This window comes from Aquimarina sp. 433 (genome assembly GCF_054054605.1).
In genome coordinates this window covers 51,062-71,738 of sequence record NZ_JBSWZK010000014.1, presented here as the reverse complement: position 1 = coordinate 71,738, position 20,677 = coordinate 51,062, and the positions used below count along the sequence as shown (strand labels likewise).

Annotated in this window: 12 protein-coding genes and 16 tRNA genes; 23 read left to right on the top strand and 5 right to left on the bottom strand. The window is 33.8% G+C overall.

Annotated features, from left to right (window positions below; genetic code table 11):
- Positions 1 to 118 precede the first annotated feature (118 nt).
- On the bottom strand, positions 119 to 622 hold the full coding sequence (locus ACWNT5_RS22425; protein ID WP_299606270.1) for a hypothetical protein: 504 nt from the start codon (positions 620 to 622) through the stop codon (positions 119 to 121).
- Between the two features lie 810 nt (positions 623 to 1,432).
- Between ACWNT5_RS22425 and ACWNT5_RS22420 the strand changes: the two genes are divergently transcribed.
- The 11 genes from ACWNT5_RS22420 to ACWNT5_RS22370 all read left to right on the top strand — a co-directional run bounded on the left by ACWNT5_RS22420 (position 1,433) and on the right by ACWNT5_RS22370 (position 2,981).
- A tRNA-Lys gene (locus ACWNT5_RS22420) sits at positions 1,433 to 1,505 on the top strand.
- A gap of 12 nt (positions 1,506 to 1,517) precedes the next feature.
- Positions 1,518 to 1,660: transfer RNA gene (locus tag ACWNT5_RS22415), tRNA-OTHER, on the top strand.
- Between the two features lie 4 nt (positions 1,661 to 1,664).
- A tRNA-Ser gene (locus ACWNT5_RS22410) sits at positions 1,665 to 1,751 on the top strand.
- Between the two features lie 86 nt (positions 1,752 to 1,837).
- Positions 1,838 to 1,910 (top strand) — tRNA-Cys (locus tag ACWNT5_RS22405).
- Positions 1,911 to 1,919: 9 nt separating this feature from the next.
- A tRNA-Tyr gene (locus ACWNT5_RS22400) sits at positions 1,920 to 2,002 on the top strand.
- Between the two features lie 13 nt (positions 2,003 to 2,015).
- Positions 2,016 to 2,086: transfer RNA gene (locus ACWNT5_RS22395), tRNA-Trp, on the top strand.
- 54 nt (positions 2,087 to 2,140) lie between these two features.
- Positions 2,141 to 2,213 (top strand) — tRNA-Asp (locus ACWNT5_RS22390).
- Positions 2,214 to 2,436: 223 nt separating this feature from the next.
- Positions 2,437 to 2,508, top strand: a tRNA-Pro gene (locus ACWNT5_RS22385).
- Between the two features lie 89 nt (positions 2,509 to 2,597).
- Positions 2,598 to 2,670: transfer RNA gene (locus ACWNT5_RS22380), tRNA-Leu, on the top strand.
- A 163-nt stretch (positions 2,671 to 2,833) separates the two neighbouring features.
- Positions 2,834 to 2,904: transfer RNA gene (locus ACWNT5_RS22375), tRNA-Gln, on the top strand.
- A 5-nt stretch (positions 2,905 to 2,909) separates the two neighbouring features.
- Positions 2,910 to 2,981, top strand: a tRNA-Met gene (locus ACWNT5_RS22370).
- A 114-nt stretch (positions 2,982 to 3,095) separates the two neighbouring features.
- Here the strand turns inward: ACWNT5_RS22370 and ACWNT5_RS22365 are convergent.
- A complete protein-coding gene (locus ACWNT5_RS22365) occupies positions 3,096 to 3,950 on the bottom strand; it encodes a bile acid:sodium symporter family protein (protein ID WP_456518623.1) in 855 nt (284 codons plus the stop codon).
- A 76-nt stretch (positions 3,951 to 4,026) separates the two neighbouring features.
- On the opposite strand from ACWNT5_RS22365, the gene ACWNT5_RS22360 reads away from it, so the two are divergent.
- The 11 genes from ACWNT5_RS22360 (at position 4,027) to ACWNT5_RS22310 (ending at position 11,563) form a co-directional block, all read left to right on the top strand.
- Positions 4,027 to 4,100: transfer RNA gene (locus ACWNT5_RS22360), tRNA-His, on the top strand.
- 6 nt (positions 4,101 to 4,106) lie between these two features.
- Positions 4,107 to 4,179, top strand: a tRNA-Phe gene (locus tag ACWNT5_RS22355).
- 22 nt (positions 4,180 to 4,201) lie between these two features.
- Entirely contained in the window at positions 4,202 to 4,522 is a 321-nt protein-coding gene (locus ACWNT5_RS22350) for a hypothetical protein (RefSeq protein WP_299606265.1), read from the top strand.
- Between the two features lie 23 nt (positions 4,523 to 4,545).
- Positions 4,546 to 4,698 carry a hypothetical protein gene (locus tag ACWNT5_RS22345; protein ID WP_456518622.1) on the top strand — a complete coding sequence of 51 codons (153 nt, stop codon included), beginning with the start codon at positions 4,546 to 4,548 and terminating at the stop codon, positions 4,696 to 4,698.
- Positions 4,699 to 4,972: 274 nt separating this feature from the next.
- Positions 4,973 to 5,060 (top strand) — tRNA-Asn (locus ACWNT5_RS22340).
- Positions 5,061 to 5,084: 24 nt separating this feature from the next.
- A tRNA-OTHER gene (locus ACWNT5_RS22335) sits at positions 5,085 to 5,146 on the top strand.
- Positions 5,147 to 5,154: 8 nt separating this feature from the next.
- Positions 5,155 to 5,251: transfer RNA gene (locus ACWNT5_RS22330), tRNA-Ser, on the top strand.
- 417 nt (positions 5,252 to 5,668) lie between these two features.
- A complete protein-coding gene (locus ACWNT5_RS22325) occupies positions 5,669 to 6,769 on the top strand; it encodes a slipin family protein (RefSeq protein WP_456518621.1) in 1,101 nt (366 codons plus the stop codon).
- Between the two features lie 625 nt (positions 6,770 to 7,394).
- Positions 7,395 to 7,907, top strand: coding sequence for an RNA polymerase sigma factor (locus ACWNT5_RS22320; RefSeq protein ID WP_299606224.1), 513 nt, complete (start codon positions 7,395 to 7,397; stop codon positions 7,905 to 7,907).
- 90 nt (positions 7,908 to 7,997) lie between these two features.
- Positions 7,998 to 8,918 (top strand): FecR family protein, encoded by a 921-nt coding sequence (locus ACWNT5_RS22315; RefSeq protein ID WP_299606221.1) that lies wholly within the window; start codon positions 7,998 to 8,000, stop codon positions 8,916 to 8,918.
- On the top strand, positions 8,915 to 11,563 hold the full coding sequence (locus ACWNT5_RS22310; RefSeq protein ID WP_456518620.1) for a TonB-dependent receptor: 2,649 nt from the start codon (positions 8,915 to 8,917) through the stop codon (positions 11,561 to 11,563). The genes ACWNT5_RS22315 and ACWNT5_RS22310 overlap by 4 nt, the downstream gene beginning before the upstream one ends.
- 55 nt (positions 11,564 to 11,618) lie before the next feature.
- On the opposite strand, the gene ACWNT5_RS22305 is transcribed toward ACWNT5_RS22310, so the two are convergent.
- Positions 11,619 to 12,050 (bottom strand): lipocalin-like domain-containing protein, encoded by a 432-nt coding sequence (locus tag ACWNT5_RS22305; RefSeq protein WP_299606216.1) that lies wholly within the window; start codon positions 12,048 to 12,050, stop codon positions 11,619 to 11,621.
- 192 nt (positions 12,051 to 12,242) lie between these two features.
- On the opposite strand from ACWNT5_RS22305, the gene ACWNT5_RS22300 reads away from it, so the two are divergent.
- Entirely contained in the window at positions 12,243 to 14,885 is a 2,643-nt protein-coding gene (locus tag ACWNT5_RS22300) for a TonB-dependent receptor plug domain-containing protein (RefSeq protein ID WP_456518619.1), read from the top strand.
- 54 nt (positions 14,886 to 14,939) lie between these two features.
- Here ACWNT5_RS22300 and ACWNT5_RS22295 read toward each other — a convergent pair whose 3' ends face one another.
- Both ACWNT5_RS22295 and ACWNT5_RS22290 read right to left on the bottom strand, forming a co-directional pair.
- Positions 14,940 to 15,359, bottom strand: coding sequence for a lipocalin-like domain-containing protein (locus tag ACWNT5_RS22295; RefSeq protein WP_299606211.1), 420 nt, complete (start codon positions 15,357 to 15,359; stop codon positions 14,940 to 14,942).
- A gap of 1,002 nt (positions 15,360 to 16,361) precedes the next feature.
- The gene (locus ACWNT5_RS22290) at positions 16,362 to 20,645 is read right to left on the bottom strand and encodes a glycoside hydrolase family 19 protein (protein WP_456518618.1); all 4,284 of its coding nucleotides are present in this window, start codon (positions 20,643 to 20,645) and stop codon (positions 16,362 to 16,364) included.
- Positions 20,646 to 20,677: the final 32 nt, after the last annotated feature.

Here is a 20,677-nt window from a genome sequence, read left to right as displayed (position 1 = left end):
TTTAAACAAATTTATAAAAATAAGTGTTCGGTAAGGTTTTAAAATATGTATTTCCTACTTCCCCTATATTATATTGGTATCATTTGACTCTAAAATGTTACAGTTATTACAGCATCTGCTATCTTACAATACGATCCCAAGCAATTTTTATACCTATTAATAATAACAAGAAGAATCCTATTAAATACTGGAATCTACCGACAAAGAAAACTCCGAAAAACATTCTTTGTAATATGTAGGTGATCACAAAGGTTATCATGATCAACATAAAAAGTCCAGACAATTTGCCAAAGCCTGGTATCTGAGACATGGCTACCGTTTTATTAATGATTATTAAACTAGCTATCATTCCGATTAAAGGAACAAAATACGTAACCAAATCTAACTGAAGTAGATTCGTTTTTAGAAAGAAAAAACTATAGAGAAGTAAAATTAATGCTAATAATCCAGGAATGGTAACTGCGTAAATAAGAACCCCATAAAAATAATTAATAGGGGCTTTGAAGTTTGAGGGTTTTACAAAGAGTAAACCTATTAGAGAAATTATGATCACTATCGCAAAATATCCTAATACTATATTAGGATGGTTACCGAACCAATTAATAAAATCTTGAACTGTCATTTATAAGAGAATAAATAGATTTTCGTATATATTTTGGTAATATAGAGAATAAATTCAGAAAAAATAATACTCATAAGTCTGAAAAATGCAAGTAAAATTTGGATTATCTCACAAGATTATATAATATTTGTGATAGAAATGATGAAAAACAAAGCACATATTACGCCGAGATCACTGTTTAGTCAATGTGATTATCGATGGATAGGAGAGTTATCCCATCGAAAACGGACGTTGTGTAGCTAATTTTAATCCTTATATATGAAGTGATTTAAATAAAAACTATATAAAACCACAAGCGTCCAAGAAATTGGGCGCTTTTTTTATTGAAATTTTTTAGAAAAAATGAATAGAGCTTAATTAAGACATAAAGAATAGCATTTGGAAAGTAAGCATCAGGGAGACAGACAGTTGCCAAAAAATCCAAAATTCGTTGAGAAACGAACAGGTATTCTTATGCTTAAATTTTAACATAACTGACTGATAATCAATAAAATAAATTGAAAAAATATTTGGAGATTAAAAAAAAGTTTTGATCTTTGCACCGTAATCATAACGAAACAACGAAGCGATTACCTATTTACAAGAATATAAAAATTAAGAAATGATACCGAATAATTTAAAACATAGTTTAATCCAACTCTTTAGTGAACGAAGAGGATATTGTTCCGATTGGAATAGTAGTGGTGTCTATTATATAGAAAAGAAGTGTATGCGAACATAATTCGACATACCATCAAGATATATAAAAGGCGCCTGAATCAGGCGCCTTTTTTTATTCTAATAGTTCATTGACATACTGAAAACCAAAATTGACACGTAGCTTAATTGGAAAAGCACTCGACTTTTAATCGAGGTGATGTGGGTTCAAGTCCCTCTGTGTCAACTATAATGATAAGGAAGAGCAAGCCAATTGGCGGTGGCCGCAGTCTTGACCCGAGCCGGGCAGGCGAACAGATGAACTCTTAAACAGATAAAACTGATGTGAATAAAACTGTTAGGAGCAAATGACTCGTGTGGGTTCGACTCCCACTTCTTCCGCTATGGAGGATAGGCAAATATTGGTTTGTTGCGCCTGTCTGCTAAACAGGTCTGCATAATTGCAGTGAAGGTTCAATTCCTTTGTCCTCCGCAACATTGATACTGTAGGGTAATGGTCACTTATTTATAGTGTTGTTAACTCTCGAGATGTAAGTTCGAGTCACTGGTATCGCAAAAGACAAGATGGCTGAAGGGTTAAGGCTACGGACTGCAACTCCGTTTTTTACAGGTTCGAATCCTGTTCTTGTCTCTAATATCTGGAAGTATTGAGCAATTGGTTGGCTCCCCAGACTGTAAATCTGGTCTCTTCGGAGCTTGTAGGTTCGAGTCCTACTACTTCCACTAACTCATGCATGCGCTTTTAGTGTAAAGGTAGCACGAAGGTCTCCAACACCTTTAGTCTGGGTTCAAATCCTGGTGAGCACGCAAAATTCAATGTGAATTCGTTTAAAATACCCCCTCTTTTCCAAGGGAATTTATAGTATCGTAGCACAACGGCTAGTGCATCCGACTGTCTCTCGGAAGGTTGCGGGTTCGAATCCCGTCGGTACTGCAATAAAGAATGAAGGAATTGGACTTTATTCAACAAATGTTGTCAATCATTTCTCATTGACAATAAAACTATGGAAGAGCAAGCCAATTGGCGGTGGCCGCAGTCTTGACCCGAGCCGGGCAGGCGAACAGATCAACTCTTAAACAGATAAAACTGATGTGAATAAAACTGTTAGGAGCTAATGACTTGTTTGGGTTCGACTCCTACTTCTTCCGCTTTTATTCTAGAGATATAACAATGGTAGTTTACCCGCCTTGGACGCGGGAGGTTGTAGGTTCGAGTCCTACTCTCTAGACAAACTGCTCTGTTCGTATAATGGTTTAGTACACCTCACTTTCTATGAGGAAATAGGAGTTCGATTCTCCTACAGAGTACAATTTTAATGCAGGAATGGCGGAATGGCATACGCGCTTGACTTAGAATCAAGATCCTGAGAGTTCGAATCTCTCTTCCTGTACAAACGCTCCGCTAGCCCAAATGGCAGAGGCATCCGGTTTAAGCCCGGTTCAGTCTTGGTTCGAATCCAAGGTGGAGTACAAATTTAGTCTCATGGTGTAAATGGAAGCACCCAAGGTTACGACCCTTGAAGTATAGGTTCAAGTCCTATTGAACTTACAAACTGACCTGTGATGTAAAGGTAGCATCCAAGACTTTGACTCTTGGTGTAAAGGTTCGAATCCTTTCGGGTCATCAAACTAAGGTATAACTCAGTGGTAGAGTACCGCGGCCATATCGCGGGAGTCTTGGGTTCGATTCCCAATGCCTTTGAAATAACTCTAGAATAGTGGAACTGGCAGTCACTCTCTACCAAGATTTAAGGTTTTGAGAGTGTACTGTCCAAGTTAAGTTTACATCTATTCTTAGTGTAAATATGAAGTATTTTTATTTATTACCTCTAATCCCTAAAAAAATTGCTAATCCACCAGTAAAGAACATTAATAAACTATAGACAGCTGGAGCAATTGCATACGAAGTATTATGTAGTATAGCAATGGCAATTGATATCGCAAGAGTTCCATTTTGAATACCAGACTCAATTCCTATGGAAATAGCACCTTTATGATGAACTTTGAAAAGCTTAGCGGAATAATATCCAATAGCCATTGTGAGAATATTTAATAAAAAGGCCACAAAGCCTGCTTCTTGTAAATAAGAAAGGAAATTATCTTTTTCTTTTACCAAAATACCAACAATCACCAAGGCTAATACAACAGCTGAAGCAATTCTTACTGGTTTTGCCATTTTAAGAGCGAAAACCTCATTATATTTTCTGATTATCATCCCTACTACAACTGGTATAATGATAATCACAAAAATTTGAATAATTGTTTCTACAACATTCAGTTGGATTGTTTGATTCTCAGACAAAAAATGAAGTAATGAAAAATTGACAATAAAGGGTATGGTAATAATAGTAATCAAACTACTAAAAGCAGTAAGTGTAACAGATAATGCAGTATCACCATGTGCCAAATGAGAGATCAAATTAGAAGTTGCTCCACCCGGACAAGCAGCTAATATCATAATCCCAATTGCAATTTCTGGTTCTAGCGATAGTATAGATACCAAAGTAAAACCTACTAAAGGTAAAATAATAAGTTGATTTATAAGCCCAACTAAAATAGCCTTGGGGTAGATCAATATCCTTTTGAAATCAGATATAACTAAAGATAATCCCATCCCCAGCATAATAATGATTAGGGATGCTGCCAATATAATAGTTGAAATGTTATCCATTTAGGTTGTTTTCGAATGTATAGCCTAATATAAAGATTTATTATCAATATCCTGAAAATCAAACAATCGTATATATGGTGTCTCTAGCTTATCAGGTAAAGCATCTCACTGTGAATGAGAGGAACAGGGTTCGAGTCCCGGAGTACACCCAAAAAAGGAATAGTAGCAAAGTTGGTCAATGCAACGGATTGAAGATCCGAAGATACAGGTTCGATTCCTGTCTGTTCCACTAACAATTAAATTTTACAACTATGAAAAATAAATTATTACAAAGGTTTTTATGCAAAACTGAAGACACAGGCAGATTCATAGTTCAATCCAAAATTACTGGTATTACCTATTTCGTAGAACCAATAGATCATGGTAAACCAGATAAACTTTGGGGTGATCTGGATCCTGCAACAAAAAAACTTACTGGTGATTACGGAAACACCAGAAGAGGTGCCATTAAAAAGGAAGATTCTTTAATCTCCAAAGAAAATGGATTTCGCAACATTTCCACTTTTAAAGGAAGCCCTTTGGGAGAAATTGACAGACGTGATCGCGAATATGAAACATTATATAATCCATGAGATATTTTTAAAAATCTAAAATCATGAAAACACAACTAGCAACTACCATAAAACAAACCAACAACAACTTACTTAATAAGTTGTTCATTAATTATATCAATAATATAACAACAACACTGTTTTATGAAACCGATTATCCTATTAAGAATAATAGAAATCGAATTTTTTACAAATAAATAATTACTACGCAAATACATTGCGCTAATACATTACACATTTGCATAGTAATTAAAACAAACCCTTTTACATGGGGGAAACAATTGGGGTTTGAAGTTGTGCCCTGCTATAAAGTGAGGATGAAAAATAGCAGGGCTTTTGATAAAAATAAAGCCGAAAAGCGTAATTGATTAATAAGATTCCAGCCTTCGCTGGAATGACAGTATCAATCAGGTCTTGTTGAGTGTTTCTGTATAGCACTACTGTATGAAGAATTGCAGTTTTTGTATGATTGCTTCATATGCAACTTGATTTGAAGGTTTGGCTATTAACCAAATAATAGTCTTTCTATAGATCGTGGGTTCGAATCCCACCGGGACCACTATATCATATTAAACATGGTCCCGTAGCTTAGTGGATAGAGCGATAGATTTTTTGTTCATGTGGGTTCGAGTCCCACTATCTCCAAGAGATATGGCGGAATTGGTAAACGCACTAGATTAGAGATCTAGCGAACAAGGCACTGAAAATGCCTTTTACGTTGCACGGGTTCGAATCCCGTCGAGACCACCAACTTAGGTTTCGTAGCTCAGTTAGGTAGAGCACTACACTCATAATGTAGGATAAAAGCTAATCATCTTGTAAAACTGATTGACAAGAACCGTGATGGCAGATCTGTTTTTATAGTACTCTTGCTATAAAAACAATCTTAAAAGTACTTTGAGATTTTAGCCATGTTATCATTAAACATGGGTACTTTTTTGAATCCAAATATTAGGTGATGATATAATTTAGAATATCTAGTCTTCTATTTCGATACTAAAAACTATTTATCAATAATATAGCATCCTATAATTTCCGTATTGGAAAGATGATTTGCTTTCACTGTTTTTATAAAATAAACTGAAATCGATAATACCTCCGTTACAGGGTTATCATCCAATTAATGTTAAATCTGTCTGTATAGTTACAGACGCAAAAATTAAGAAAATGAAACGAGTACGAATCAATGCTGGTACAATAGGCTTGGTTTTCAGAAAAGGTGACTACAATCGTGTAATTACGCAAGGAACACATTGGTTAGGATGGAATGAACGTATTACTGTATACGATCTTTCCAAGCCATTTACAGCTCCTGTAGCACTAGAAATCTTATTGAAAGATAAAACATTGGAAGATATGCTACATGTGATTGAAGTAAAAGATAACGAGATTGTTTTAGTATATGAAAATGGAAACTTCAAAAGTGTATTCCCTGCAGGAAGATATACACTGTGGAAAGGTCTATTAACCTATGAATTTACAAGAGTAGATCTTAGCAAAATCTATATTACTGAAAAAATTGAAAAGTCATTGTTTAGCAATTATGCTTTAAGAAACTATATCAGAACGTTTGAAGTAGCTGCTTACGAAAAAGCAGTACTTATAGTCGATGACGTATATAGCAAAACATTAGATAGTGGTACGTATCGTTTTTGGAAAAATGACACTACTATTAAAATTGCGAAGGTAGATCTACGCCAACTACAACTGGAAGTAGCTGGTCAGGAACTACTAACTAAGGATAAAGCTGCTATTCGTATTAATTTCGATGTCCAGTATAAAGTGGTAGATATAGAAAAAGCATTATTGGATAATAAAGACTATTCGAGACAATTATATATCGCGATGCAATTAGCACTAAGAGCTTTCGTAGGAAATTATACCTTAGATGAATTGCTGGAACGTAAGGAAAATATGGCTACTGCTATATTAGAATCTACTAAAAACCAAGCAAATAAACTAGGTGTAAAAGTATTGAATTGTGGTATCAGAGATATCATTCTTACTGGTGAGATGAAAGAAATCATGAACCAGGTTTTGATAGCGCAAAAGAAAGCTCAAGCTAATACTATTACTCGACGCGAAGAAACTGCATCAACCAGAAGTCTGCTAAATACAGCAAAACTTATGGAAGAAAACACTATGCTCTACAAACTAAAAGAAATGGAGTATGTAGAGAAAATCGCTGATAAAATTGGTGAAATTACAGTTTCTGGAAATGACGGAGTCTTAAGACAGCTGAAGGATATATTCTCTACGAATAAGTAATTAAAAAAATGTGCGGATATGTATTATCTGCACATTTTATTTATATGGCGATGGTATATCAATTTATTTTTCAAATTATAAAAAACAAAAAAGAGCGTCTCCACGCTCTTTTTCTTCACACAAATCATCTTAATTTAGGGGCTTATTCTAAAATTAAAACTCACTTTTTTAAAATTGCTTTCACCTTGGGGAAAATGAAAGCGCTAACTCATTAACTCTGGTGTAAAGATACAATCATTTTTTAATTCTCCAAACAAAATTGTGTATTTTATCTAAAAAAAATGCTTTTTAACATATTTAACTATCATAAATATGTTATTTTGTAAGTTTTTTCTTTCATTTTAAAAAATATTTAAATAAAATCATTTTTTTGGTAGGGTATATGTATTCTATTTTGTTTTAGGGTTGTGAATTTTAAGATATTACAGAGTGGAAATTAAAAATATATAACCGAAACCATTCTATTATAATCTGACCACAATAGCAAATGAATATTTTTTACGTTAAACCAACAAACCTTTAGAATAAGATGTAGAGTATTAGAACAGGTAGATTGATTATTATAACTATTTACTACCTGAATATTAAATAATCTATTAACTTATGCCAACTAAACAAAATAAAAATGCCTGAACAGCAAGTAAGTGTATGTGATGAAAGCGTATACGATCAATTATATAGAGAACATGCAGAAAAGATATGCTATTATCTTTATTACAAATATGGTGATATGGAAAAAGCTCAGGATATAGTACAAGATAGTTTTGCCAAACTATGGATGAATTGTTCCAAAATTATTTTTGGTGCTGCTAAGAGTTTTCTTTATAAGATAGCTAATAACGCCTCTATAAATGAAGCCATACATCAAAAAACCGTCTTAAAATACAAATCGACACCACAAAAAACATATACCAATGAGTCTCCTGAGTTTCAGATGGAAGAAAAGGAATTCATGGACAAGTTAAACCAAGCAATTAGCGCATTAAAAGAAGGACAAAGAGAAGTTTTTCTTTTGAATAGAATCGAAAAGAAAACCTACAAAGAAATTGCTGAAATGCTAGGAATTTCGGTAAAAGCAGTAGAAAAAAGAATGCATTTAGCCTTGGTAACGTTAAGAAAAAAAATAGGGAAAATTTAAAGTTCCACTTATATAGTAAAGAAGTGAAATTTAGACATGTAAATAGACACCTGTTTATAAACAGGATTTAAAATATAAAAACATTCTTAGATGAATAAAAGTGATGATAATTTCTTAGGGAGATGGTTGGCTAATGACCTCTCTGAAAAAGAAAAAAAAGAGTTTGAGAATACTCCAGAATATCTGGCTTATAAGGATATTCTAAAAGGCGTTGATAAATTTGAACGTCCTGTATTTGATATTGAAGCAAATCTGCAAAAGCAGAAGGAATATAACCAAACATATCTAAAGAACGTATCTAAAGGTTCTAAAGTAATAAAATTACGTCCTTGGTTATATGCGGCAGCAGCTGTTTTCCTTGTGTTAATTGGTCTACGAACCGTATTTTTTAATACTACAACGATCAATACCAATTTTGCAGAAACAAAAACCTGGACATTACCAGATAACTCTATAGTAACGCTTAATGCTAAATCTACTATTGAATACAATGACCGTTCCTTTACAAATGATCGGTCTATTACGCTAGATGGGGAAGCATTTTTTGATGTTGCCAAAGGATCTCAGTTTACAGTAAAAACTAAAAATGGAGCTATTAAAGTATTAGGGACTGAGTTTAATGTATATTCTAGAAATACCACTATAGAAGTACAATGTTATGAAGGTAAAGTCTCTGTAAATAACGGAAAGAATGAAGCTATACTAACTCCTGGTAAAGGTGTTACTTCTATAGATAAAAGCGCACTAAATTCGGTTGAAATTAAAGAGTCTAAGCCTGGATGGATGCAACAAAAAAGTACTTTTAATCAAGTATCGCTAGGCAGACTTATTGCAGAACTCGAAAGACAATACGACATTACTATAGAAAAAGGAGATGTAGATACAAACCGTTTGTTTTCTGGTTTCTTTACACACACAGATCTTAATACCGCATTAAAGACTTGTTTTGAACCAATGAATATTAATTATATATTTAAATCCTCTAAAACTATTGAATTAAAAAACAGGTGAGGTTTTTATCACTAATACTATTTTTATTTTTTTTCTGGCATATTGATATTTATTCTCAAGAAATTACAGTAGTACGTTCTTCAGAAAAACAATCGCTTAGAATAATTTTAGAAGCGTTTAAAGATCAGTATCAATTCAGTTTTTCTTACGATGCTGATACTATCAAAGATATAACACTATCTGTTGACAGCGAACTAATTACCATTGATTCTCTACAGAAAATAATAGAATCTCAAACCTCTTATCTGCTTCAAAAAGTAAGCGATACGGATTTTATTCTTGTTAAAAATGATAAAATAGTAAATGTCTGTGGTGTTGTTATTGATGCAGTTTCTAAATTCGAACTACCGCAAGCAGATATACTTCTATATAATAAAACTGTTGATCTTACAGATAACAAAGGTTTTTTCGAATTACAGCTTCATCCTTGGGACTCCATCTCTATATCTTACCTTGGATATAAAAACAAAATTATAAAAGTTTCCAATCTTACTAATAGCTGTGATACTATTCGTTTACAACCTGAAATTCAAAATTTAGGACAGGTTTTAGTTAAAGAATACCTTACAGGAGGTATTCAAAAAAATCAAGATGCTTCTGTTAATATATCTACTAAAAAACTTCGAATTCTTCCAGGGCTTGTAGAACCCGACGTATTACAAAGTTTACAATTACTACCTGGAATTAGTAGTCCTACAGAGGATCCTGCAGGACTATATATTAGAGGAGGAACACCTGGTCAAAACTTGGTGCTTTGGGATGGAATAAAAATGTATCACAACGGTCATTTTTTTAATCAAATCTCTACTTTTAATCCGTTTATTACTAAAAACGTAACCGTTTATCGAGGTGGAACCAGTGTTCGGTATGGTGATAGAATATCTGGAGTGGTAGCTATAGAATCCGATGATGATCTCACTGATAAGTTTCAAGCTGGAGGTGGTTTAAATTTTACTCATGTAGATGCATATATTAAAGTACCATTGTCAAAAAAAGTAGGTTTTATGCTTGCAGGTAGAAGATCCACTACCGATATCTATCAAAATATTGCTTACAACAATCTAGTTCGAAAAGTATTTCAGAATACCAGATCGAATATTCCTGACAATGATGAAGAAGAAACTCCTGAGGGGCGCACCAGAACAGATAATTTTTCTTTTTCTGATAGTAATTTTAAATTTCTTTGGGAACCTAACAAAAAAAATACGATTAAACTCAGTTCTATCTTTGCAGAAAATAGACTCGACAATGATAAAACCGTAAGAGTTCCCGCAGCCAATATCGAGGCCGATGTAAAAGATGTTTTAAAAATTAGAAACTTTGGTCTTAGTTTACATTGGGATAAAAAATATACAACTGACATCTATCAAAATATTAATTTTTACTTCTCGTCTTATGATCAAAGATATAATAACATTGATGTAAGGTCATTTAATAATTCTTCGGAAAACCTAATTATTAATAATACTGTTAAAGATATAGGAGCAGAATATACAGTACATTTTCCCGTTACTAAAAAACAATCTATAGACTTAGGGTATCAGTTTACCTACAATGAAACGGGATATGAAACTACAACTATTTTATCGGATGATTTTGGAACAGATGAGTTTGGTGCTAGTATTAATGGAAATGGAACCAATCATACCTTATATTCCGAATATAAATATAAAACTCCTAAAACATATATAAATATTGGGTTAAGAGGATCACAATTAAGTAATACGAATTCCTTTTTCCTTGAACCCCGTATGTTTTCTTCTTATAAAATATTGGACAACTTTACTCTGAATACCTCTGCAGAGCTAAAAAACCAACAATTAAATAACTTTAATACATATAACAGTGTGTTCGGAACAATTCCATCACTTCCTGTTGCAGATAATATTTGGATTCTTTCTAATAATAATTTCGATGGAGAATTTCTGGAAGAAGTTCCTATACGTGTGGTAAAAAGTATGCAATTTACGTTAGGAGGCTTATATACTTATCAAGGATGGAATTTTGATGTAGAGGGATATTATAAAAAAATAAAGGATGTATCTTCATTAACCGATCTAATTCTTGATTTAGCATTGCCTGATGATGATGATTCATTAATATTTTATGGAGAGGAAGAGCGAATAGGTTTTGATGTATTGATCAAGAAAAGGGTTCAGAACTATAGATTTTGGGCAGGATATTCCTTAAGTAAAACCATATCTTCTTTCCCACTAGTTCAAGGCACTTATTTTGATGGGAATTTTGATCAACGTCATACATTCAATTTTTCTCAAACATTGAAAGTAAAGGATTTCGAGTTTGCTCTTGGCTGGAATTACGCAACCGGCAGACCTTTTACACAAATAATTCGGGATGATAATGATCTCGATGGCGGAGTGATCGACCCCAGAGGTATAAACTCCAGTAGATTTAAGTCTTACCACAGACTGGACGCATCTGTTACTTACAGATTTAAAATTGATACGTCAAAAGAAACAAATGGAATGATTGGAATTTCACTGAGAAACATCTACAACCGAAAAAATACTATTAGTCAAGGTTTCAGAAATGTTCAGGATGAAGATTTCAACTTTTATCTTCAAGGTTTCGAAAATAAATCTTTACGCTTTACTCCAGATTTTGTTTTGAGATTTAATTTTTAATCAAAAAAGACAACAACTATAAATAAGTCATTGTCTTTTTTATCTCTTTTGTAATTTACACTCTGGTTAATACCTGTCTAAATTCTCCATCTTCATCATTCCTTACAATGGTCATAGTATTTCCTGAAAATGTAACTGTTGCTTCAATTTCTAAAGTACCTTCACCTTCTGTATCATCAAAAGTAGTTTTGTACTTGTTGTCTCCAAGATTCTCCCAAGTCCCGGAATAAGTTCCTCCTACCTCACAACTAGAAGCTCCCATCATATAATAGGTTCCACTATATGTCATATCGCTTTTGACAGTTATAGTTTCTTCTAAATCGCAAGCTTCTTGCATCACTTCTACTCCATTTTCGAATTCTTGTGTTATTTTCCAAGTACCAACAAACGGATCTTGCATATCTACAGGTCCAGCAGCATCATCATCGGATTTACAAGAAATTACAATTGTAGAGATTACGGCTAATAATAAAATGATTTTTTTCATGGTCGTTTTTATCTTTTTACGTTTATGTTTTACGACTCCTAAAACATACGAAAATCAAAACACCCTACTTTTTTTTTATTTTTTTTAAAATATTATTTAATCTCTTTTGTTTTCATACAGAGTAATGATTCCTTTGGGAATCGTTTATAATAGTTATCTTTAAAAATTTTAAAACATAGCACTAAGAAATAGGTGAAATTATCCAGATTTATTCCAGCCCTACTACTCTTTTGTACTGTTATTTCTTATTCTCAAGAAATAAATTTACCAACTACTACCGAAAGACAATCTTTAGTTTCTATACTGGAAACTTTTGAAGATCAATTAAAGTTTAATTTTTCATATGATGTAAAAGCTATCGAAGATATAGCACTGAAGCTTACGAATACACATCTATCTATTACCAATCTTCAGAACATTATAGCACTTCAAACCTCTTACCTATTGCAAAAAGTAAGTGAGACTGACTACATTTTAGTAAAAAATACTAAAAAAATTACTATCTGCGGAGTTCTCATAGATGCTATTTCCAAATTTGAGTTACCACAAGCAGATATCATTCAAAATAGTAAAACCATTGACCTTACGGACAACATGGGGAATTTCGAGTTACAAGTTCATCCATGGGATTCAATTTCGATAGGATATTTTGGTTATCAAAACAAAACTATTAAAGTTTCAGAACTAACTACAACATCTTGTGATACTATTAGCTTACGGCCAGAAATTCAGAGTTTAGGTCAGGTATTAGTAAAGGAATATCTAACTGGAGGAATTCAAAAAAATCAAGACGCTTCGGTAAATATATCAACTAAAAAACTGCGTGTGTTACCAGGTCTTGTAGAACCTGACGTATTGCAAAGCCTTCAATTATTACCAGGCATTAGTAGCCCGACAGAAGATCCTGCAGGGTTATATATAAGAGGAGGAACACCCGGACAAAACCTAGTGCTTTGGGATGGTATCAAAATGTATCAAAGTGGTCATTTTTTTAATCAAATATCTTCATTTAATCCCTTTATCACCGAAAATGTTCAGGTGTACAGAGGTGGTACAAGTGTTCGCTATGGAGATCGTATTTCTGGAGTTGTTGTCATTGAATCAGACAATGATCTTACTGATAAGCTACAAGTTGGTGGTGGTTTAAATTTTACCCACGGAGATGTTTACTTAAAACTACCGCTATCTGACAAACTGGGAATCATGCTTGCTGGACGGCGATCTACCACCGATATTTATCAAAATATTACCTATAATAATCTGGTAAGGAAAGTATTTCAGAACACTAGAGCGAATATTCCCGATGCTAATGAAGACCCAACACCTTTGGAAACTTCTAGAGAAGATGATTTTTCTTTTTCCGATAGCAACTTCAAAATGCTTTGGAAACCAAATGAATACAATACGATAAAGCTAAGTGCGATTTTTGCTGAAAATCGTTTGGACAACAATAAAAATTTACAAATCCCAGGAACCACTACGCAAACCAATATTAAAGACATTCTTAAAATCCGGAATTCGGGATTTAGCCTCAATTGGGATAAAAAGTATCGTAATGATATATCACAAAATATTAACTTCTACTTTTCCTCTTACGATCAACGCTATAGTTATATCAACAGGCCTTTAGTCTCTGATACAGATAATGAACAAAGTTTAGCTATTAACAATGAAGTTAATGATATTGGTGGGGAATATGCACTTCATCTGCCTATAGCAAAGAAACATAGCCTCAATCTAGGGTATCAGTTTACTTATAACAGGACAGAATATGAGATTATTGAAAGTGCATTTCTAGACGATAATATCGTTTTAAACGGAAACGGTACCAATCATACAATCTATTCAGAGTATAAATATAAAACTCCCAAAACCTTTATCAATATAGGACTAAGAGGATCTCAGTTAAGTAATGCCAATGCTTTTTTTGTAGAACCTAGAATGTTTTCATCTTATCAATTATGGGATAATTTTACGTTAAACACTTCTGCAGAATTAAAGAATCAACAACTCAATAATTACCTAACATATAACAGTATTGGAGGAGCTTTTCCCACTTTACCGGTTTCTGATAATGTCTGGATATTATCGAATAACTCTTCTCCCGATTTGGATGTCGAAAATGTTTTTATACGAGTTCTAAAGAGCATGCAATTTACTTTAGGAGGATTGTATACATATAAAGGTTGGAATTTTGATCTAGAAGGGTATTATAAAAAGATAAACGATGTTTCTTCATTAAGTGATATCATACTTGATTTGACACAACCAGATACTGATGATACCGCTGTTTTTTATGGCGAAGAAGAGAGAATTGGGGTTGACATACTCCTTAAGAAACGGATTCGTAATTACAGATTCTGGACAGGATACTCCTACAGCAAGACCATCAGTTCATTTCCACTGGTTCAGGATTCTTATTTTCCAGGAAATTTTGATCAACGACATGTATTCAATTTTTCGCAAACGCTAACAGTAAATAATTTTGAATTTGCAATGGGTTGGAATTACGCCACAGGACGACCTTTTACCAAATTATTTAGAGATGATAATGATTTGGATGGTACGATTACCGATCCTACAGGAATTAACTCGAGTAGGTATAAAGATTATCATCGATTAGATATTTCAGCTTTATATCGTTTTAAACTTGACAGAGATAAAGATTGGAAAGGTATGGTAGGTGTATCTATTAGGAATCTATATAATAGAAAAAATGTGATTAGTCAGGGATATCGTGAAAATGTTGATGAAAACTTCAATTTCTTCATAGAAAGTTTTGACAATGAATCTCTTCGTTTTACTCCAGATTTGGTTTTACGTTTTGATTTTTAGTATATAAACTAGAAGACTGCATATTATTGCAGTCTTCTCGGTATATAAATAATTTTAAGATCTTGTTAGTACCTCCTTCAATTCTCCATCTTCATCGTTTGTTACGATCGTCATAGTATTACCAGAAAAAGTAATAGTAGCTTCTATCTCTTCTGCTTCTGGTAGATCTGGTGTAATTTTGTAGATATTATTACCAAGATTTTCCCAACCACCGGTTAACGTTCCCTGCAATGTACAGGTGCCATTTTGCTCATCATGTGAAGTGCCACTAAATTTCTGATCATCAGTTACAGTCAATGTATCTTCAAGATCACAGGCATCCAGGGTTACTTCTACTCCATCCTCGAATTCTTGTATAATCTTCCAAACACCAATAAATTTATCCTGTGTATCAGACGGACCTGCATCATCATCGGATTGACAGGAGATTAGCACTGTTGAAATTGCTGCAAATAATAAAATGATTTTTTTCATAATTACTTTTATATCTTTTTAGTTTATGTTTTACATCTCCTAAAACATACAAAAGCAAAAACACCCTACTTTTTTATTTTTTGATAAAACTATGTAAGTTGAATAAGTGAACAGGAAAATATATAAAAATAAAAAAGAGCGTCTCCACGCTCTTTTTCTTCACACAAATCATCTTAATTTAGGGGCTTATTCTAAAATTAAAACTCACTTTTTTAAAATTGCTTTCACCTTGGGGAAAATGAAAGCGCTAACTCATTAACTCTGGTGTAAAGATACAATCATTTTTTAACTCTCCAAACAAAATTGTGTATTTTGTCTAAAAAAAATGCTTTTTAACATATTTTACCATTATAAATATGTTGTTTTGTAGTAATTTTATTACAAATGTTAATAGCGTTTTTGTCAAGGTGAAGTAATCCAAAATTTATATTCACCTCACAGAAGGGATAGAAAAAAACATAAAAACAAAAAAGAGCGTCTCCACGCTCTTTTTCTTCACACAAATCATCTTAATTTTTGTGCAATTTATTAACTACTTGATTTCAAGGTGTTAAGGAATCAATATTTTAAAAAAACTATCAATATCTAGTAAAAACCCCACTTTAAAACCCCGCTTAGTTTTCGTATTAACTACTCAATAATTCTAATATCCTTTGTTAGTATTTTGTCGTAAGAAATTACCACACCCGATATAAGTATATATAATTATTCAAACTTCAATATTTTATTAAGACTTCTTACTCCAAATTTTCAGATAACTCCAGAAAATCGATGAGCTTAATAAAATATACATCTGATTTCCATTCTGAAATATCCACAATTCTTTTATAGATTATTTTAGCCTTCAATATTTTGATAAAAAATCTGATGTTTACCTAGTCGTTTAACACATATAACTCATTGATATTATTAATGTTGTAAACTTATATATTAAATTGTTTTAATCAAACCCCGCGAGATATTGTCAGACTTGATTTTAGTATATCCCGTGAGGTCTTCAAATTATTTTTTTATTATTTTAAAGGTTTTCATCTCTGCACCTATTCCTATCCTAAGAAAATACATTCCCGAAGGTAGTTCTGAAACATCCTCAATGATCTGATGATTTCCCTTTTCGATCTTTTTAACAGGAATTGTAATGATCTGATATCCATTAAAATCCACTATACTTACTGTAATCTGAGTTCTTTGATTACACTGTAGTGTTATCTGAAGCTTATCTTTAAATGGATTTGGTAAAATAATAATTTTTGATCCTATTTGATCTTCTATTGGCTTAGTTCTTATAGATGCTACCTCTGGTTCTGGTTCTAATCCTTGATACGATTGCATCATAGCACAGCCACATTCGGAGCAGTCATTTGTAGTATCTAAATCATTATTTACATTTAATATGCCCGTATAACGTTCATAAAATCCTATCCTACCAAGTACTTTAGGAATTTCTGTACCACTTCCACATTCCAATCCACCATTTATAATATTAACCGTCATCCCAAAACCAGGCTTCCTGTTTCGTTCCTGATCATAGGGGGATGGTATCCAGTTACCTACCATAACATCATGTGCAGAAGGTTTGGGATATTGTGGAGTCATCCAAAACCATATCGCCGTTTGGAAAGCAAGAGCGGCATCTTGTAATACTTGTTCTGGAGAATTTAATAATACATTTTTATCTCCAAATAGAAATTCACTTACCTGACCGTAGTTGTAATTCCAACTAAGTTGAATGGGGCCTCGACCGTGATATGATTTACCAGGAGCTGCAGGATAATTGATATTACCCTCATCACGATATCCAAGATTACCTGTACCTTCATATCCTTGTTCTTCTCTAAAATGTAACCCCCAAGAATATGGACCACCAGGAGCGGTAGCCCATCCTCCTGTGGTTTCCTGAGAGATGTTTGCAAGGAATGCGGCTAATTCTCTTTTAATTGTGGTATCATCACCCTCACTGGCAAACATACCATAGTCTACTACCTGAGTAATAATTGGTTTTGACCGATTCCAATCAGCATCAAAATCCTGATCAGTGCGTATAATTTTAGATTGATTTGTTACTTTATCTCTACGCGTAAGCCTGTACAAGTTGGTTCCTTTTCTTCTTTCGAAAGTTACTTCTATAGCACTCATTCGATCTATGGCTTCGATAAATGATTCATACGTAAAAAAGTCCAGTGCTGGATCTATTTCATAAGTAGCTAAATCGGTACCGTATCGATATGGGAAGAACTCATTATATTCCTCTTTTGAAATTAAAAAATCTCCTCCTGATACTGTTTCTTTAATGGTAATTTGGAAATTAAAATTCGTAGACGCTCCTTCATTATCTTCTGCTTTTGCTGGATACGCATATGTTCCGTATTCTGAAAAAGACCAGTCTGCAACATATATATCATTTCCTTCTGATGTAAGAGGTAAAGTCTCTCCGTCGACTTCTACTATAATTTGTTCAATAGTTCCATCCGGATCAATTGCTTTTACATACAATGGAATGGTAACTGGCAAAGTTTCAGCATATACTATGGCTGGGGTTAAAACGGTCACCTGTGGTGATTGATTTATGGGGGTTCCTGTACAAAGTCCTAATGCTTCCCAAGCATATGACCAAGCCCAACCTTCTTCTGGAATATAGGCACCTCCTGTAGAACACCAACCACCTACTTTACATTTATATTTATTACCTAAATACTGCACTTCGTCGCCTGTTTGATAGGTATTTCCTTCAACATAAATGGCAAGATTACAGTCATCATCTCCGGTATCTTGCTTCACTGTTATATTAACAGTATTGGATACAGTTCTACCCCCTAGATCATCGGTAGCACTAGCGTATAATTGATGCGCTCCGTTTACGGGAGAAATTGAGATCTCAAACGGAAATATGCTGTCAGACCCAATTTCTATGTCATCCATATAAAAGATAACTTCTTCGATATTGCCATCTTCATCAAATGCTTCTGCGGTAATGTTAATCTCATCTCCTGATGGATACTCAGCGCCTTCTATAGGATTTGTGATAGTAACAATAGGTAATTGATTTTCTATGTCTCCATCACAAGAACCTAGTTCCTCCCAGGCACTGGGCCACGCCCAGTCATCAGAACCTCCAGGAGTATAGACTCCGCCAATGGAACACCAACCCCCAACTTTACACTTATATTTTTTACCGAAGTTTTGTACTTCATCGCCTGTTTGATACGTAGCACCATTCTGATACAGCGGAATATCACAACTTATTCTTGATGCTTTAAACTTATCAGACCTTAAAAAATTACACTCACCTAATTCTTTCCATGCAGAAGGCCACGCCCAGTCTGCTATGCCTCCAGGAGTATAAGGTCCTCCAATAGAACACCAGCCAGCCACTAAACACTCATACTTTTTATCAAAATTTTGAACGACATCTCCAGTTTGATAGCTATTTCCATCAACATAGATTGGAATATCACAACTTCCATCTCCTCCTCCAGAGGTATTTATGATAATATCAATAGATTGTGAATTCGTAGAAGCGCCTTCATTATCAAAAGCCTTTGCTATTAACGTATATAAAATATCTCTACGAACGTTTGTCATTACATATTGATATGGAGCCACTAAATCTTCACCCAATCTTATTGATCCGTTATAAAATTCAACTTTAGAAATTGTCCCATCACTATCTGATGCTGTTGCGTTAATGGTTATTGAGGTGCCTTCTTCAAACTCTTGATTGTTAGAAGGAGAAGTTATCATACACGTAGGAGATTCATTAGGAATTCCTGATTGGTTACTAAAAATCATATGATTGATGTTTAGGTCATCACTATCCATCACCAATCGAAGTATTTGTTTTCCTTGATTAAGAGAAACCCGTGTAGATACGGTTTGCCAATTTTGCCATCCTCCAGTATTAGGAACGGTTACGATTCCGCTGATATTTTCATTATTTATTTCTAGATGAAATTGCTTTCCAGATGTAATAGCAGCTACTCTAAATGCTACTTCATAATCTCCTGTGTTGGTTACATCAACGGTATATTCTAACCATTCATTAGACTTTGTCCAGCCGATATTAAATCCTCCTTCAGAACAGGGCTCAATATCTACAGCATCGTTTCTAAAAACCCCTCCTTCATTAGCTATAGAAGCGTCGTTAAATGCTACATTTTGTCCTCCGAAATCATAATTTTCTGCTTCAACTTTACCAGGAATGCTCCAGGCTGTACCTCCATATGGAGATTGTTCACTCCCTTGATCACCACCTCCAGGGAAATTATCTGCAGGAAATTTAATCTTGTCTCTAATCCAATTTCCTGCTGGTTTGAGACTACCTGTGGTCCACGGTCCTCCAGAGCAGGTTCCAGATTTCCAAGAGGCTCCTGATCTAAAATCATCTGAAAAATTCCAACTCGTCCAACTAATTTTCTTTTGCCTCATTAAATCAATAAACTGCTGTGTCATCGCAAAATCATTGGGACCATCTCCTGTATACTCCTGACTACCAAACTCTGTTACAAAAACCGGTAACAATCCTGAAGCTCGTTCTAACATATTTAAATAAGCATCTCTATGACTTTTTGCATAAAAGTGAAAGGTATACATTACATTATCAAAACTTAGTGGATTATCAACAATATCCTGAAGAGTTCCTTCTCCAGAAACTCCAAAAGTAGACCATCCGTGCGTACCAACTAGCACAACAGCATCTGTATCTACCCTTCTAATTACAGGGATTATTTGATCTGCATAGTTCTTAATTCGATTCCAGGTAACACCTGTTCCATTTGGTTCGTTACAGATATCATAAATTATATTATTCTTATTCTTATGTTGATTTGCTATATCAGTAAAAAAGCGTTTTGCATTATCTAGATTTAGATTAGGATCTCCTGGATTTAATTGATGCCAATCTACCAAGGCATACATTCCTCGTTCTGTAGCTTCTTCTATTAATCTAGATACTTGATTTGTAAATTCTGTAGGATCCGTTTCATACCCTCCTTCTTGCACATATAAGGAGATTCTTAGAATATCGGCTTCCCAATCATATGCTAATACATCCAAAGAGGTTTCTGTCAAACAATTTCCCCAACCATACCATTGAATCCCGTGAGTACTCATACCGCGTAACTGTATTGGGTTATTATATTGATTGCATAATTGCGTTCCGCAGACTTTTAGTTGTCCGTTCTGATCTACGGGGGTTTGCTGAGCTTGTATTTTAAATCCGAAGATAGTAGTCCAAATAAAAATTTGAACCAAAATTCTATATTTTGAAATTATATATTGAATTTTCATAAGGTTATTATTTAAGAGTAGTTGTGTAAATT